Below are 18519 nucleotides of genomic sequence, written 5' to 3'. Positions count from 1 at the left end.
AATTCATTAAACCTTTTTTAATGAATTGTTGAAAATTGTTCGATCAAAATGTCAAAATTAGATTAATATCATTATTGATATAATAATTATTTAAAGTAAATTACATATCAAAACAAAAAAAAAATAATAGATGAAAAAAGTTTTACTATTTGTGATTATGCTATTGGCCTTCGCATATAATGGGAAAGTTATGGCACAACAACAGGTTACTGGGACAATTATATCTGCAGATGATAACTTGCCTCTACCTGGTGTTAATGTACGCGTCAAAGGTGCTTCAAGAGGTGCGATTTCTGATATTGATGGTCGGTTCTCAATCCAAGCCTCGTCTGGTGAAGTTTTGGTTTTTTCTTTCGTTGGTTTTACGACACTGGAAAGGACCGTTGGAAGTAGTAATGTTTTAGATGTCACTATGGACATGGATGATAAGATTTTAGGAGAAGTAGTTGTTACTGGATACAAAACCCAAAATGCTCGGGAAATCGCAGGATCAATTAATGTTGTTTCAGGAGAACAAATCAGAGAAGTTCCTATTGCATCTTTTGATCAAGCGCTTCAAGGTCGGGCACCAGGTGTGCTTATCCAGGCTAATTCCGGTCAACCTGGGGCTGCAGCCAATGTTACAATCAGAGGAAAAGGGACTATCAATGGCTCCAATAACCCATTGTACATATTAGACGGAATTCAGATCTCTGCTGCTGATTTTGCTACGCTCAACCCAAATGATTTTGAATCATTTTCCATATTGAAGGATGCGGCATCCACATCGATTTATGGTTCGAGGGGGGCAAACGGGGTAATTGTCATTACTACCAAGAGAGGTAAAAGTGGAAAAACCAGAGTGAATTACGATTTTCAATTTGGCATTTCGCAAGCTCCTACCCATCCAGAAAAAGTGATGAATACAGACGAAAAATTAGATTATGAATTGGCAAATGGGAATCCATACGGATGGACTGATAGCGAATTGGCTGAATTGAGACAAACCAATACAAATTGGGAAGACGTTCTGCTGAGGACTGGCTACACCCAAAACCATCAAATTTCAGCAGCAGGTGGAAATGAGAACACCACATTCTTTTTATCCGGATCTGTTTTTGATCAGACAGGAACTGTGCCCAATACGGATTTGAGAAGGTATACTGCTAGAATGAACGTAGAAACGAAAGTCAGTAATTTTACTTTTGGATTGAATGTATCCGGTGGTTTCTCCAAATTCAACAATACATTGGAAGGAGACTCTTTCATTGGTTCTCCTTTGAATGCAATCAGGTGGTCAAATCCTTATGAGACACCATATCAATCTGATGGAAGTTACACGCAATTAGTTTCTGGACAGCCAAATTCTTTGCAAGAGCTTTTGGAAAATCAAACACTAAGAAATCAGCTTAAAGGTGTTGCAATAGGTTTTGTTCAATATGATGCCCCTTTCTTGGAAGGTCTATCAGTTAGAACTAATTGGGGTATAGACTATACTCAAAATGAAACTCAGCAATTTTTGGATAGGAGTACATATAGAGGTTTTATTGCTCAGGGAAGAAATGGAAGTCTAGAAAGAGGTTTTGCAAGAAACTTCAGGTATACTGGTACTACTTCTGTGTCTTACAGGAAACAGATCAACGTTGATAATGAATTCAGTGTTTCGCTCTATAATGAAGTGATTGAAAATGATTCTACTCAATTTGGGTTCACTGGGTATGGGCTGGTAGGACCGTTTCAAAATGAAGCAGGTATCACCCCTGGGAATCCGTTGAATGGTTATATCCCAAATGTTAGGGGAAATGGAGGGCAAAATGCACTTATTTCTTATTTTGCAGACGCCACGTATGGATATAAAGGAAGATATTTCTTAAGTGGTGGTATAAGAAGAGATGGTTCTTCACGATTTGGAGCGAATAATAAATATGCGACATTTGGATCTATCGGGCTCAGCTGGATCATAAGTGATGAAGAGTTTATGCAAAGCTTGAAAGGCAATTTCTTCAATGAGATGAAATTGAAAGCAAGTTACGGTACAGTTGGAAATCAAGAAGGGATTGGGAATTTTGATTCGAGAGAATTGTTTGGTAGGTCAATTTACAATGGTATAGGAGGGATTGGGTTGATTGGACTTCCAAATCCTGCTTTAAGATGGGAGAAACAAAAGATGTTTAATGTAGGATTGGAATTTGCATTGGCAAATGGACGGATCAATGGTATTCTTGAATACTATAATAATGTAACGGATGATCTATTCTTGAACAGACAGCTTTCTAGGACTTCTGGTTTTACTTCTCAAAATACTAACATTGGTAGTATGGGGAATAGGGGTTATGAAATTTCTTTTATTGGGAAAATTATAGATAGACCGGATTTTAAGTGGGAATTGAATGCTAACCTGACTTACAATCAAAATGAAGTACTTTCATTGGTAGGTGGTCAACAAGAATTTATTGAAGGTGATTTTATAACAAGAGTTGGAGAGCCTATCAATAGTTTGTATTTGGTAAGATATGCAGGTGTTGATCCTGCCAATGGAGATGCTTTGTACCTCAATGCTGAAAATGAATTGACCAATCAATACAATCCAGCTGATCGGGTGATTTTAGGAACTACCGATGCCCCTCTTTTCGGTGGATTTGGCACTTCGGTTACCTATAAAGGTTTGAGATTTGATGCGTTGTTTAGTTATGTGGCGGGAAATGATCTTTATAACAATGATAGGAACAATATAGAAAACCCAGGGTATCTGTTTGACAACCTTTCAAGGGTTATGATCAATGAATGGAGAACACCAGGGCAAATTACAGATATTCCAGCTGCTGACAATGCCTTTTTCTCAGGAACAAGTAGGTTCGTTGAGTCGGGGGATTTCATCAGGCTACGAAATGTAAATCTGTCGTACGCTCTACCTTCAAGTTTGACTGAATCACTGAAAATTGCTTCGCTCAGAGTATTTGTTCAAGGGCAAAACTTATTGACATTTACAGATTTTAGAGGTTTTGATCCAGAGCTTTCTGGCAACTTGATCGGATCTCAGTATCCTGCTTTGAGAACAGTTACATTGGGTGTTAATGTTGGGTTTTAAATAAATGAAATTTATGAAATTGAAATATATAATTTTCGGACTTGCTGTTACAGGAGCTTCAATGTTTACTTCATGTAATGGCGTAATTGAAATAGAGCCAGAGTTTGTGCTGGATGGGAGTCAAAGATTCAATAACTTAGATGATTATGAGTTTTCATTGACAGGTACATATGCGCAGTTCAGGTCTACAGCGTATTATGGCAATGCTTCTGGACCTGCTGGTGGGTATTCGGTTTTACCAGATATGATGTCCGATAACCTTACCGAGACCGGTGAGTCTTTGGCGAACTTCAGGCAATTGGTGAATTTTGACTATGCTGCTGATAATGCCGCTATTGAAGGGCTTTGGACTGCAGCTTATAGAATCATTGCACAAGCCAATATTACTTTAAGGGGAATAGATGAATTTGCTTCTGAAAATCCAGGGCAGTACAATAGAATCAAAGGTCAGGCATTGGCCATTAGGGCTTATGTCCATTTTGATCTATTGAGATATTTTGGAGATAATTTAGCATTGAACTCTAACACGTTGGGTGTGCCGTATAAAACTGAATTCAATCAGGAAAATATTGCTAGGCCTACAGTGGCTCAGACTTGGCAAAGTATTTTTGCAGATTTGGCAGAAGCAAAAGCTCTGCTTTCTGATACTGATGTAGCGATAAATTCATCTGGTAACTTTTCCTTGAGAGCGAATATCGATGAGATTACAGTGGATGCGATTTTAGCAAGAGCTTATTTATATTCAGGTCAATACCAGCAGGCTATTACAGCTGCTACTTCTGTTATTGACCAAGTTCCTTTAGTGGCCAGAACAAGCTTCGCAGCTATTTGGAGAGATGAAAACATAGGCAGCTCTGAGTTGATTTGGAGTATTCCGTTCAATTCAGGAGAAGGAACTCCTGCTACCAATGTCTATTTTCCAAGTGGTAATAGATCGTCTTTTAGACCTTCAGAAGAGGTAATAGGTCAGTTTGATTCACAAAATGACATAAGGTACAACGCGTATTTTAGAACTATAGGGAATAGAATTGTAGTAAGTAAATTTCTTGGGAAAGGCAATTTGGCTGATGGTATAGTAAATTGGAAAGTAATAAGGGTTAGTGAGATGTACCTTATTAGAGCGGAAGCTTATACTAATATTCCTGGCAATGGCCTCAATGCTTTAGCAGACTTAAACACCTTAAGAGCAGCTAGAATCACTGGTTATGTCCCTGCTGTGCTGATTGGTCAGGCTTTGGTTGATGCGATAGAGTTGGAGCGTAGAAAAGAGTTGTTTGTAGAAGGCCATAGATTCTTTGATCTTAAAAGAACAACAAGAAATCTAGTTAGGTCTGACTGTGGTGCCAATTTTACAACCTGCTCACTTCCTGTAGGAAATAGGGCGTGGGTTTGGCCAATACCAATCGGTGAAATTATTGCCAATGACCTGATAAATGAAACTGATCAGAATCCAGGCTACAATTGATTGTCCCTAGCTGGTTTTTGAAGAGGTGAGTTAGCCTCGTCGATTAAGTTTTCTTAACGGATATATATTGCAAAATCCACGGTATTCATACCGTGGGTTTTTTTGTTTTTTTTAATGGGTAAATTCCCGAGATTGAATTTGTTTTATTTGACGATTTTTGTTTGAGTACAAACTTAGTTTTAACCTGTTTTTAATGATGTCACATTTTTTTCATGAAATTTATAATAATTCTAAACCAATTTTTTGATCATTGCTGTTTTTGGGCTTGAAATAAACAAGAAAATAACCCTAAATGTGCTTCTGTTGTCATTTTTGGCAGATTGTCCTTTAATCGGACATAAGCCGTGATGTGTCCGAAACCTGAAAAAACGGACAAAAAACCTTCTGTGGAGCATTAAAACCGTACATATTAAAATTCGTCAAAAATTATATTTTTTTGAAATTAAATATCTTTTTATCTATTTAAAATTGTAAAATATAAAAATTATAATTTAAAATTATATTATACGATCATTTGGCGTGTGAATATTTTGATACTTCGTGTTTATATAAAATTTTGATTTTTGGTTGATTTAACCAATATTTACTATTCAACTAAATTAATACCCTATGAAAAAAGCTTTACTTTTATTGTTTGTGGTCATTGCATTCGGGATAAATTTCGAGGTGATGGCACAGCAAAAAACGATCACTGGAACAGTGATTTCGGAGGAGGATGGTCTGGGTCTACCCGGTGCAACCATCCTTGTAAAAGGTACCACGATTGGTGCAACGACAGATCTTGATGGTAAGTATTCTATCTCAGTACCCGCAGGATCCAACGTGTTGGTTTTCTCATTTGTGGGATTGGCTACACAAGAGGTTACCATTGGCAATCAGTCCACGATAAATGTGACACTGCTGACGGACGCGGAGCAGCTGTCGGAAGTCGTTGTAACTGCTATCGGGATTGAAAGGGAGAAAAAGGCATTGGGATATGCGGTGACTTCTGTTGGGGAGGAATTGATCTCCAACCGTCCCGAAGCAGATGTTTCCCGTGTCCTCCAAGGAAAAGTGGCAGGGGTAAATATCACTGCTACCAATGGTACTACCGGGGCTGGCACAAACATCGTGATCAGGGGGTATTCCTCTGCAACTGGCTCTAACCAACCGCTATTCATCGTGGATGGTGTTCCTTTCAACTCAGGGACAAATGCCCAGAACTCCTTCAACCAAGGTGGTGCAGCTACTTCAAGTAGGTTTTTGGATATTGATCCAAACAACATTGAAAGTGTCAATGTCCTGAAGGGACTTTCGGCGACAGTCTTGTATGGTGACCAGGGAAGGAATGGTGTAATCTTGATTACAACCAAAACAGGAGGTAAAAGAAAAGCTGCTGAAGTAACCTTGAACCAGTCTTATTTTGCAAATCAGGCAGCGTCTTTGCCAACTTATGGTCAGGAATATGGGAATGGTTTTCAACAAGAGGGCGGATTTTTCTTCTCCAATTTTGGACCAAGAATGGATTTGGGTGAGACGGTTCCTCACCCTATAGCCAGTTCCTCAGTAGCGAATATTCGGAATGCATTCCCGCAATACTTTGATGCCAATGGTGACCCTATCAGATATGATTACAGGGCTTATGATGATCCAAGCAAGGTGTTTTTCAGAACAGGAAATATCCATAACACCTCCCTGCAGATATCGGGTGGGGCGGAAACGGTTTCTTACAATGCCAGCTTTGGGTATACAACCGAACAAGGTTTTATTCCAAACAACGACATGGAGAAATTTAACTTTGGCCTTGGTGTCACAGCAGCTGTATCGGATAAGTTGACGGCTAAGTCCAGTTTTACTTTTGCTATTACAGATTTGACAGCCCCTCCGATCAATGCGGCATTTGGGTCTGGACCTGATGGGGGAATCCCTTCAGTCTTGGCGCACATCCTTTATACTCCTAGATCTGTTGATTTGGGTGGATTGCCTTTTGAAAATCCACTGGATAATAGTTCTGTTTATTTCAGGTCAGGTAATGATATTGTGAACCCGCTTTGGGCAGTGAAATATTATTCCAATGTGAGCAGGGTAAATAGGTTTTTTAATTCTACCTCGTTGAACTACGATTTCTCTGATAAATTTGCTTTGACCTATAGGGTTGGTTTGGATACCTACACAGAATCGCAAGAGCAGAGGCTAAATAAAGGGGGACCTAGTTCCAATGTGAACGTTCAGAATGGGTATTTTAGGTCTGTGGACATTAGAAATACTATCTGGAACCAGGATTTGGTCTTAAGTTTCAATGAAGATTTGTCTGATAAGGTACGCTTGACTGCTTTGGTGGGTGGAAATTATAGGTATGATAGCTACCAGCAAACAGGTATAGCCTCTTCTGGCCAGTTGGCTTTCGGTTTGTTTAGACATACCAATTTCGAAGCTTCGTCCTCACGCGACGCATTTAGTGGCTTGCCGCTGAACGAAACAGAGGAACAAAGAAGGATGGGGATTTATTCCCAAATTACCTTGGACTATAATGATTACCTATTTTTGAACCTTTCAGCAAGAAATGATTGGACTTCAACAGTGGAGCCAGAAAACAGAAGGATTTTGTATCCTGGAGCTTCGGTTTCTTTTATACCTACAGAGGCATTCAGCATGAATTCTTCTACACTGAATGATCTCAAGCTCAGGTTGGGGTATGGTACTTCGGCAGGTTTCCCAGACCCTTACAGGACAAGGACGCTTATCAACCAAAATGCCAGAGGATTTGAAAGAGGTGGGACTGTGTATCCAACACAATCCTTAGGTGGAGTAGCCGGGGGTGGAGTGTTTTTGGGCAACCCAAATTTGAAACCTGAACTGATCCAAGAGATTGAATTTGGTACGGAAGCAGTAATGTTTAACAACAGGTTGAGGTTTGACCTTTCACTTTATGAAAAAAACACAAGGGATCTCATCACATTTGCACCCATAGATCCGGCATCGGGATTTAGTAGAACAGCCTTGAATATTGGAAGGATCAGAACCAGGGGGATTGAGTTTCAGGCAACAGGTTCTCCAATAAAGACTGCAGGTGGGTTCTCATGGGAGTCCACAGTGAACTGGGGGCTTTATAGGTCTGTGACAATGGAGTTGGGAGAAGGGTTGGAAGAAGTATTGGTTGCTGGTTTTACCGATTTGGGAAACTTTGCCATACCTGGAGAGCCATTCAATGTAATGAAAATGACTGGATTGCTAAGGCATGAGGAGACTGGACAGCCTATTGTATTGCCAACGGGTGATTATGCTACTACTCCGGGGCCAGTGATTGTAGGTGATCCCAATCCAGATTGGGTAGGTTCATGGATCAACACTTTTAGATACAAAGGGTTTAGCCTGAATGTCATGTTGGAATATAGGCATGGTGGGGATATATACAGTAATACTGTGACAGCTACGCTGGCAAGGGGTGTGACCAAAGACCCTGTTGCAGACAGGGAAATGACGTTCATTTTGCCTGGGGTGAAGGCAGATGGAAGTCCAAATGACATCCAGGTGACTGCATCAAATTATTTCTTCAACAACTACCATGGAGATCCGAGGGAGCCAAATGTTTTTGATGGAAGTACGATCAGGTTAAGGGAGTTGTCACTTGGATACGAAGTGCCGCAGACACTCGTTTCAAGAACACCATTCAAAAGAGCTTCGGTTGCGGTTAGTGGGACAAACCTTTGGTTTAGAGCCTTGAATTTTCCTCCAAATATGAATTTTGATCCTGATGTATTGGGACTTGGAGTGGGGAATGGACTAGGTTTTGATTTTGTGACAGGACCAAGCTCAAGAAGGTTTGGTGGTACCCTTACCTTAACTTTCTAAACCTCAAAACTTGACAATTATGAAAATGAAAATATATAGCCTATTACTGGCAATGACACTTATCATAGTGAGTTCTTGTGATCTAGATTTGTTGGATGATCCAAATGTGCCTTCCATAGATACAGCGAATCCAACCTATATCACTACAAGAATACAGGTAGATTTTGCAAGATTCTTTGAAGCTACTGGGTTTCATGGCATGAGAATGACCAGAATGATCAACCAAAACCAGAACAACTATCAGTCAGCTTATGTAGCGGTGACTTTCAATCCAATTTGGTTAAGGGCTTATCAGGATATTCTGAATGATATCAAATTACTGGAGCAACTGGCAGAAGCTGGGGATATTAATTATGATTATCATTTGGGTATTGCCAGGACATTGCGTGCTTATGTATTGATGACCTTAACGGATGTATTTGGTGAAGTCCCATGGTCTGAGGCCCTGGATCCGTTGACTACAAGAAGTCCAAAAGTTGACTCAGGAGAAGATGTCTACCAAGCTGCTTTAGCTTCCTTACAGCAAGCTAAAGCAAGTTTTGGAGGGACAAGACCCGTAGTCCTTCCTGTGGATTTGTTTTATGCGAATGATCAGGCAAAATGGTTGAAGTTGATCAGTACTTTGGAATTGAAGTATCATTTGAACAGAAGGTTGGTAGATCCTACAGGTAGTAGGGCAGCAATCAACTCTTTGGTTGAAGCCGATAATTTTATTGGGGATGGAGAGGATTTTGTGTTCAGATATGGGACAAGTTTGAATGATCCAGATTCAAGACATCCAAGATTTGCTGCTACTTACACAGCAGGTGGAGGTGATTACCAATCTACTTGGTACATGTTCAACCTGATAGAGGAGGGGCCGAAGCCATTTGACGACCCAAGGGTAAGGTACTACCTGTATAGGCAAGTGATAGCCAACCCAACTGATCCCGATAAATTGAGATGCTTGGGTGAGATTGCTCCCGGACATTATTTAGCTGGAGGATATCCGTTTTGTTTGCCTGGTACTAGAGGGTATTGGGGGAGGGACCACTTGAATAATGAAGGTATTCCACCTGATGGCTTAGAAAGAACCGTTTGGGGGCTTTACCCGGCTGGTGGTCGCTTTGATAATGATTCTGCAACTCCAGTGAATAATCCTAGTCTGGGTAATCAGGGTGCTGGAATTCAGCCAATCCTATTGTCTGCATTTGTTGATTTTATGCTAGCAGAAGCAGTCCAGGAAGGTGGGGCAAATGGAGATGCGAAAGAATTGTTGCTTTCCGGAGTTTCCAAGCATTTGAATTATGTAAGGGCTTTTGCGGAGAATTCCAATGAATCCGGAGTTGTGGAATCCTTTGATCCGAAAGAGGATTTCGATGACAAAGTTGCTTCATATTTGACTTACATCGAAAATGAGTTTGAAAGCTCCAACGCTCCAATGAGAGTTATAGGCAGAGAATATTGGCTTTCATTGTACGGAAATGGAATAGAGTCTTACAATCTCTATAGAAGAACAGGGCAGCCAAGTGGAATGCAGCCGGGTTTGTTGGCAGATGTGGGTCAATTCCCAAGGTCTTATTTGTATCCAAATGATTATATGGTTACGAATATCAATGCCAACCAAAGAGCGTTTACCGATAGGGTATTCTGGGATAACAATCCAGCAGGGTTTATTTACTAATAGATAAGAACATACACATATGAAAAATATAAATAAAACATACGGGCTATTGGCAACATTGATCCTTTTGGTCAGTTCTTGTGCCGATTTTGTCGATCCTGTAATCCCATACAAGGATTTTGATACAGGAGGTTATCTGAGGACAATCGATCGTACAAGTGATTCATTTAACTTCTTTGATTTACCTAATTCCAACTTTGCACTGATCTTGGAATCTGTAGATGCCAATGATGGCAGGGACTTGGTAAGTGTGGAAGTACGAGTGAGACATAGGAGATTGATTCCCGATGTAGGCTTGGAGTATCTACCTGAATTGGGAGTTGAAGACCGATTGGTATTGACGCTAACAGAAAGTGATTTTGCAGCCAATTCAGAATCAAGATTTACGAGAGCCACTTTTTCCATTCCTGCTATGGATGCTATTGAGGCAGTGGGATTGTCGGAGGACGATATTGAGCAAGGGGATGTGTTTGAGTTTAGACTGGTTTTGAAAGATAAGAAAGATCGGATTTTCAGTGATCACAATAGGAGCTCTGATGTGGCAGGAGGAAACTTCTATGATTCACCTTTCTTTTACAATGTAACCGTAGTTTGCCCTTCTGATTTGGATGGAACCTTCAGTTATGTCACAACTGGGATTTCGGCAGGTCCAGGTGGAAATGCAGGGGCTTGTGGGGGTACTGTTTCTGGAGAGATTACACTTACCCAAACTAGTCCAGCGCAATATTCACTTTCTGATGCTTCTTTTGGGGTATTTGGATGTGCTTGGGGTGATACTCCTCCGGCAGGGAGTTTGAGATTGACAGATGCATGTGGTTTCTTGCAGTTTGCAGGAACAGACAAATATGGTGATCCATATACCATCACAATTGTAAGCAACGATGGTGCAAGCCTGACTTTCAATTGGTCGAATGCATATGGCGATGGTGGGACAACTACTTTGACTTCGGATGATGAAGATTTTGTCTTCCCTGACAATTTAAGAACAAGTTAAAAATGGTTTAGTGATGCTGAAAAGAGGCTGCCTTTTAGAAAGGTGGTCTCTTTTTTTTAAAAAAAAGATTCACAAAAAAAGTCATAGTAGCTGGTAGGGTGTATTTGTCGGAACTTGTAGTTTACTGATCGAAGTACTTAGATAAATAGCACAACTGCGGACTTGTTCGGTGTTGAAAATAATGAAGGGAATGGGATTGTTTCATGATAATTCTAAATTGGGTAAAGAAGAATCCATCTACCATTAAAAATATATTCTTAATATGGGCAACCTTATGAAAAATTGCAAATTTCACCTGCCATGCAGAATGGTGATGACTGTCCTTACATTTCTGTATTATATGCTTGTCTCAGGCTTATCCTGGGCCCAGCAGGAGTCAATACAGAAAACCGTCAGGGCAACAAATATACAGGAGATGTTCATGAATAGACCAAATTTTATGGGAGGAAATTCAGTATATGGTATTCCGGAAGCGCCAAAAATGTTGGAAGGAAATTATTACCTGGATCCAAACTGGAATAGGGGGTCGATTTTACTTTATAATGAAGATGAAATATTGAATGATTATTTTATCCGGTACCAAATAGAAGAGGATCAGCTTGAAGTAATGGCAAATGAAGAGGGTAGCATAGTGAAAATAAATGGCGTGTCAGTGAAGAATTTTATAAGTGTTGATAGTGTTACAAAATCACAGCGGATATTTATGAACCAAAGAGATTTTGTGTCTGACTCAGAAGAAGTTATGGGGTTTTATGAGGTGCTTGTGGATGGTGATATGATGCTTGTGAAAACTACAAAGGCAACTTTTAGAAATTCCAATTACAATACAGCCCTGATGATGGGTGAAAAAAATGACAGAATCGTAAAAAGAGACTCGTACTATTATATAGTAGGGGATTCCGCTCATGCAATCTCTTCAAAAATGAATCAATTTTTAGAATTATTCGGAGATAAAAGACCTGAGATAAGGAGGTATATCAATAAATACAATGTGGACATCAAGAGCGAGCTTGGTTTGGTCAGGGTTTTTAATTTTTATAACAACCGAAGAGAAGATTAGCCACTGGGATGATTTTAGGTACTGGCTGTTTGTGTCAGGATCCTCGAAACCTCACTGATTTAATCCTTCACTGTAATGCTACCCATTTGGATTGCTTTGCAAATTTTTATTTTGAGTTAATTGTTAATTTATTTTCAAAACAAAAGCCGGATTGCATCTCATAAAAAATCCGTGGATAATTGTTTCTCAATATAAAATTCTGATTTTAGAAGCTAAAAATTTAGAGATTTGGGGTTTGTTCTGAATCATAAATAAAGTGTATATCCAAGACAATAAGGATTATTTGTATAAGCGAATAAACAGTTTTCTAATAAAAACAATCCTAAGTACATTTGCATCATTAGCAAAAACTCAATCATGGATAAATATTCCTATATCGCCAATGCTCATGTAGCTTATATCGATGAGCTATACGCAGAATACAAGAACAACCCAGAGGCAGTAGATCCTAGCTGGAAGACATTTTTTGATGGATTTGAATTTGCCATCACGCAATATGGTGAGGATGAAAATGGAGGTGCCCAGGTGTCTTCTGTTTCCAATCAATCCAAACCAGCAGCAAATGGTGCCCTTGCTACCAGGGGTACCATTATGGATATGGAGCAATTGCCAAAGGAAATCAAAGTTCGAGCTTTGATACATGCACACAGATCCAGGGCCCATCTTCGGTCAAAAACCAATCCTGTAAGAGAAAGAAGGGATAGAAAAGCACTGATCGATTTGGAAGATTTTGGTTTGGGACAAAATGACCTAAACACCGAATTCCAGGCAGGAAATGAAATAGGGATTGGAGCAGCAAAGCTTTCCAAAATCATCGAATCCCTTAAGACTATCTATGAAGGCCCGATGGGTTTTGAATACCTCTATATCAGAGATCCTGAAATGCTCGATTGGTTGAAGACCAAAATTGAGAAAGAAGCGCTTTCTTTCAATCCTCCAACAGAAGAAAAGAAAAGAATCCTATCCAAATTGAATGAAGCGGTAGTTTTCGAAAACTTTTTGCATACAAAATACCTTGGACAGAAAAGATTTTCCCTTGAAGGAGGCGAAAGTACAATTCCATTTTTGGATGCAGTCATCAATAAAGGCGCGCAGCTTGGAGTAGAGGAGGTCATGATTGGGATGGCACATAGAGGAAGATTGAATGTCCTTGCCAACATCATGGGCAAAACATACGAGCAGATTTTTTCTGAATTTGAGGGTACAGCTAAGCCCGACCTCACCATGGGTGATGGTGATGTGAAATACCACATGGGTTATTCTAGTGATATCACTACGATAGATGATAAAAAAGTAAATCTCAAGCTGGCTCCAAACCCTTCCCACTTGGAAGCGGTAAATCCAGTTGTGGAAGGTTTTATTCGAGCCAAAATAGATTCTCAGCACAAGGGTGATTCTACCAAAGCCCTTCCGATCCTGATCCACGGAGATGCGGCTGTGGCCGGGCAGGGGATTGTCTATGAAGTGACCCAAATGGCAGGCTTGAAGGGCTACAATACTGGTGGGACGATCCATTTTGTCATCAACAACCAGGTTGGGTTTACCACTGATTTTGATGATGCCAGATCTTCTATCTACTGTACAGACGTTGCCAAAATCATTGATGCGCCGGTAATCCACGTGAATGGTGATGATGCCGAAGCAGTCGTTTTTGCAGCGAGGCTTGCAACAGAATTCCGCCAAAAGTTCAATAGGGATATCTTTATAGATATGGTTTGTTACCGTCGTCACGGCCACAACGAATCTGATGAGCCTAAATTCACCCAGCCAGAGCTTTATAACATCATTTCAAAGCACCCTAACCCAAGGGAGATTTATGTGAAAAGACTTTCTGAAAGAGGGGATTTAGATGCAAAAATCGCCAAGCAGATGGATGCTGAGTTTAGGCAATTGCTTCAGGACAGGTTGAACATGGTCAAAGAAAAGCCTCTTCCATATCAGTTTACCAAATTTGAAAAAGAATGGCAGTCCTTGAGGAGATCTACTCCCGAAGACTTTGATCAGTCTCCCGAAACTTTTGTTTCTGAAGATTTTATCAAAAAAGTAGCTGATGCTATCACCCAAGTGCCAAAAGGCTTCAAGCCAATCAAGCAAATAGATATTCAGCTGAAGCAAAGAAAAGAAATGTTCTTCAACGCCAAGTCTTTGAACTGGGCATCGGCAGAACTCCTTGCCTATGGATCCTTGCTTCTGGAAGGGAAAACAGTCAGGATCACTGGTCAGGATGTTCAGAGAGGGACATTTTCCCACAGACATGCGGTGGTACATGATTCCACAACCAACAAACCTTACAATTTCCTAAAGGAAATGAAGGACAGCAAAGGCCAGTTTAGCATATACAATTCTTTGCTTTCGGAATATGCCGTACTCGGTTTTGAGTATGGTTACGCAATGGCAAGTCCAAATTCCCTGGTCATCTGGGAAGCCCAATTCGGTGATTTTGCCAATGGTGCACAGACGATGATTGACCAGTTTATTTCCTCAGGGGAGTCGAAGTGGCAAAAGATGAATGGTTTGGTCATGTTGCTTCCCCATGGATATGAAGGACAGGGACCGGAGCATTCCAATGCCAGGCCGGAAAGATTCTTGCAGCTTTCTGCCGAATACAATATGGTCGTTGCCAACATCACAGAGCCTTCCAATTTCTTCCATATGTTGAGAAGACAGATGGCATGGGAATTCAGGAAGCCTTGTATCGTGATGTCCCCAAAATCCCTTTTGAGACATCCAAAGGTAGTTTCTCCAATTGAAGAGTTTACTTCAGGAGGTTTTAGGGAAATCATCCTTGACAAGACTGTCAAAGCCAAGGATGTAAAACGTGTATTGCTTTGTTCTGGAAAAATCTATTACGATCTTGATGAAGTAAGGGAAAAAGAAAAAGTAAAAGACGTGGCCATCATTAGGATAGAGCAACTTCATCCATTGCCTAAAAAGCAGATTACCGAGGCGATAGCTGCTTACAAAGGGGCAGAAGTGGTTTGGGTTCAGGAAGAGCCTGAAAACATGGGTTACTGGAATTATATCTTGAGAATGCTTTACAAAGAGCTTCCTATGGATGTGATTGCAAGAAAAATGAGTGCGTCACCAGCTACAGGATACAACAAAGTCCATGTGGAGGAGCAATCCAATATCGTAAAAAAAGCATTAAAACTTTCATAAAAACCCCTAGCCAGCTTCCATTGGGTAAGCTGGCTTAGGTTTAATTTAAAATTATTCATGTTAAATTAGCCTTAAACCTTTTATGTTTGGTTTGGGGGTAAAAAAGAAAAAGCAATGAGCCTAGAAATCAAAGTCCCTACCGTTGGGGAATCTATCAGTGAAGTGACCATTGGACAGTGGTTCAAAAAAGACGGTGACTTCGTAGAAATGGATGAAGTGATCTGTGAATTGGAGTCCGATAAAGCTACTTTTGAATTGGCGGCAGAGGCTGCCGGGATATTGAAAACCAAAGCTGCTGAAGGCGATACCCTTGAGATCGGCGCAGTGATCTGTGAGATCAACACAGATGGCCAAGCTGGAGGAAAAATCGAAAAATCAGACAAACCTGCTGAATCATCATCTTCTTCTTCGGGAGGAGGGAAAACCGGTGAGATCAAAGACATGATTGTCCCTACTGTGGGTGAATCGATAACAGAAGTGACTTTGGCAAATTGGCTAAAAGCTGATGGGGATTATGTGGAATTGGATGAAATCATCGCTGAGGTAGATTCTGACAAAGCTACTTTTGAACTTCCTGCTGAGGCAAATGGCATTTTGAGACATGTAGCCCAAGAAGGGGATACATTGGAGATCGGTGGGTTGATCTGTAAGATTGAAGTAATGGAAGGTGGTGCACCAGCTTCTGAGGATTCTTCGGAGTCTGATTCCAAAGACTCAGCAACTTCATCAAGTCCAACTTCTTCAAATGAAACCTATGCCACTGGACATGCTTCTCCCGCAGCTGCAAAGATTCTTGCAGAAAAAGGAATCAGTGCCAATGAGATCAAAGGAACTGGCAAGGACGGAAGGATTACAAAAGAAGATGCCGAAAAAGCAGAAAAATCAGCTCCAAAGCCAGCAGCTAAGCCAGCTGAATCCAAAAAAGAAGAAAAGCCTGAAGCTGCACCAAAAGTAGCTGGATCAAGAGATAGCAGAAGGGAGAAAATGACTTCTCTCAGGAAAACTGTTTCCAGAAGATTGGTTGCTGTGAAAAATGAGACTGCCATGTTGACCACTTTCAATGAAGTGAACATGGGGCCAATCATGGAAATGAGGAAGAAATTCAAAGATCAATTCAAAGAAAAGCATGGTGTAAACCTAGGTTTCATGTCATTCTTCACCAAGGCAGTTTGTGTTGCATTGCAAGAGTGGCCAGCCGTGAATGCTCAGATTGACGGAAATGAAATTGTCTACAATGATTTCTGTGATATTTCAATTGCAGTTTCTGCACCAAAAGGGTTGGTGGTTCCTGTAATCAGAAATGCAGAGGCCATGAGTTTTGAGGAAATCGAAAAAGAAGTGGTAAGGTTGGCGACAAAAGCCAGGGACAACAAATTGTCGATTGAGGAAATGACAGGTGGTACATTCACGTTGACCAATGGAGGTATCTTTGGATCCATGATGTCTACTCCAATCATCAATGCACCTCAATCCGCTATCTTGGGTATGCACAATATCGTAGAAAGACCAATGGCGGTAAACGGCGAAGTGAAAATCCTTCCAATGATGTACTTGGCACTTTCCTATGACCACAGAATCATCGATGGCAGAGAATCAGTCAGCTTCCTGGTAAGGGTAAAGCAACTCCTGGAAGATCCTACGAGATTGTTGTTTGGAGTTTAAAAAAGGATGAATTAGGAAGGTAGAGGGATGAATAGCTCCTCTACCTTTTTATTATAAAATCAAGTTTTAATTTGGGAGATTCAAGTCTTGTTTCTTGTGTCTCACATCTAATGTCTAAAAAAATGTACGACGTAATCGTAATAGGCTCCGGACCTGGAGGATATGTAGCGGCTATCAGAGCTGCCCAATTGGGGATGAAAACTGCCATTGTAGAGAAATACCCAACTCTTGGCGGGACTTGTTTGAATGTAGGGTGTATTCCCTCCAAGGCATTGTTGGATTCCTCTGAGCATTACCATAATGCAGCCCATACTTTCAAGACACACGGCATCAACCTTAGCAGCCTGAAAGTGGATATCAAGCAGATGATTGCCAGAAAAGATGATGTTGTAAAGCAAAATGTAGATGGTATCCAGTATTTGATGAAGAAAAATAAAATTGATGTCCATCAAGGTTTGGGATCTTTTATTGATAAAACAACCATCAAAGTAACCAAGGATGATGGGTCTTCCGAGAATATCCAGGGAAAGAACATCATTATTGCAACAGGTTCAAAGCCGTCATCATTGCCATTTATCAAGTTGGATAAGAAAAGGGTCATCACTTCTACGGAAGCTTTGAATCTGAAAGAAATCCCCAAAAACCTGATCGTAATCGGTGGTGGTGTGATTGGTATGGAGTTGGGTTCTGTCTATGGAAGAATGGGGGCGAAAGTTTCTGTAGTCGAATACATGGATTCGCTGATCCCTACTATGGACAAAACCATGGGCAAGGAATTGCAGAAGTCCCTGAAGAAATTGGGCTTTGAGTTCTACTTGAAACACAAGGTTGTAGAAGTTGAGAACAAAGGCAAAGAGGTAATAGTGAAAGCTGAAAATTCCAAGGGAGAAACTGTAGAGCTGAAAGCAGATTATGTATTGGTTTCCATAGGTAGAAGACCTTATACAGATGGATTGAATGCCGAAGCTGCAGGAGTGAAAATTACCGACCGAGGCCAAGTGGAAGTTGATGATCATTTGAGGACCAATGTGCCAAATATATTTGCGATTGGGGATGTGGTCAAAGGTGCCATGCTGGCGCACAAAGCTGAGGAAGAAGGGACTTTTGTAGCAGAGGTAATCGCAGGGCAAAAACCGCATATCAATTATAATCTCATCCCAGGGGTAGTTTACACTTGGCCAGAAGTGGCAGCCGTGGGTTATACTGAAGAGCAATTGAAAGAGAAAGGTGTCAAATACAAAACAGGTAAGTTCCCATTCATGGCATCAGGTCGTGCAAGGGCGTCTATGGATACTGATGGATTGGTAAAAGTTTTGGCAGATGCTGAGACAGACGAAATCCTAGGAGTGCATATGATCGGTCCGCGAACTGCTGATATGATCGCAGAGGCTGTTGTCGCCATGGAATTCAGGGCATCAGCAGAGGATATTGCAAGAATGTCGCACGCACATCCGACCTATACAGAAGCTTTCAAAGAAGCATGTTTGGCTGCTACTGATAATAGGGCTTTGCATATTTAAGGAATTCTTTTCTTGCTTCAGAAGGCAAGTTTCATTGAAAAAAGAGCAGGGAGAATAGGAGTTACCTATAGCTTCCTGCTTTTTTTTGATTCCAATTT

General features: G+C 40.7%; 9 protein-coding genes. All 9 read left to right on the top strand.

Annotated elements, in window-relative coordinates; all coding sequences use genetic code 11:
• Window positions 1–130 precede the first annotated feature (130 nt).
• Complete coding sequence (locus ACFSKL_RS13640; protein WP_376886806.1) at window positions 131–3067, top strand: SusC/RagA family TonB-linked outer membrane protein; 2937 nt, start codon at window positions 131–133, stop codon at window positions 3065–3067.
• A 13-nt stretch (window positions 3068–3080) separates the two neighbouring features.
• A complete protein-coding gene (locus tag ACFSKL_RS13635; protein ID WP_376886804.1) occupies window positions 3081–4532 on the top strand; it encodes a RagB/SusD family nutrient uptake outer membrane protein in 1452 nt (483 codons plus the stop codon).
• 609 nt (window positions 4533–5141) lie between these two features.
• On the top strand, window positions 5142–8363 hold the full coding sequence (locus ACFSKL_RS13630; RefSeq protein WP_376886803.1) for a SusC/RagA family TonB-linked outer membrane protein: 3222 nt from the start codon (window positions 5142–5144) through the stop codon (window positions 8361–8363).
• 19 nt (window positions 8364–8382) lie between these two features.
• Window positions 8383–10026, top strand: a complete 1644-nt coding sequence (locus ACFSKL_RS13625; protein WP_376886801.1) for a SusD/RagB family nutrient-binding outer membrane lipoprotein — start codon at window positions 8383–8385, stop codon at window positions 10024–10026.
• Between the two features lie 19 nt (window positions 10027–10045).
• Window positions 10046–11020, top strand: coding sequence for a hypothetical protein (locus ACFSKL_RS13620; protein WP_376886799.1), 975 nt, complete (start codon window positions 10046–10048; stop codon window positions 11018–11020).
• A gap of 274 nt (window positions 11021–11294) precedes the next feature.
• Window positions 11295–12080 carry a hypothetical protein gene (locus ACFSKL_RS13615; protein WP_376886797.1) on the top strand — a complete coding sequence of 262 codons (786 nt, stop codon included), beginning with the start codon at window positions 11295–11297 and terminating at the stop codon, window positions 12078–12080.
• Between the two features lie 357 nt (window positions 12081–12437).
• The gene (locus tag ACFSKL_RS13610; RefSeq protein WP_376886795.1) at window positions 12438–15239 is read left to right on the top strand and encodes a 2-oxoglutarate dehydrogenase E1 component; all 2802 of its coding nucleotides are present in this window, start codon (window positions 12438–12440) and stop codon (window positions 15237–15239) included.
• A 114-nt stretch (window positions 15240–15353) separates the two neighbouring features.
• Window positions 15354–16901, top strand: a complete 1548-nt coding sequence (odhB, locus tag ACFSKL_RS13605) for a 2-oxoglutarate dehydrogenase complex dihydrolipoyllysine-residue succinyltransferase (protein WP_376886794.1) — start codon at window positions 15354–15356, stop codon at window positions 16899–16901.
• A 122-nt stretch (window positions 16902–17023) separates the two neighbouring features.
• A complete protein-coding gene (gene lpdA, locus ACFSKL_RS13600; RefSeq protein WP_376886792.1) occupies window positions 17024–18421 on the top strand; it encodes a dihydrolipoyl dehydrogenase in 1398 nt (465 codons plus the stop codon).
• Window positions 18422–18519 lie beyond the last annotated feature (98 nt).

It is taken from the genome of Belliella marina, assembly GCF_042682445.1.
In the GTDB taxonomy this organism is placed as follows: domain Bacteria; phylum Bacteroidota; class Bacteroidia; order Cytophagales; family Cyclobacteriaceae; genus Belliella; species Belliella marina.
This window is presented reverse-complemented; position numbering and strand designations above follow the sequence as displayed.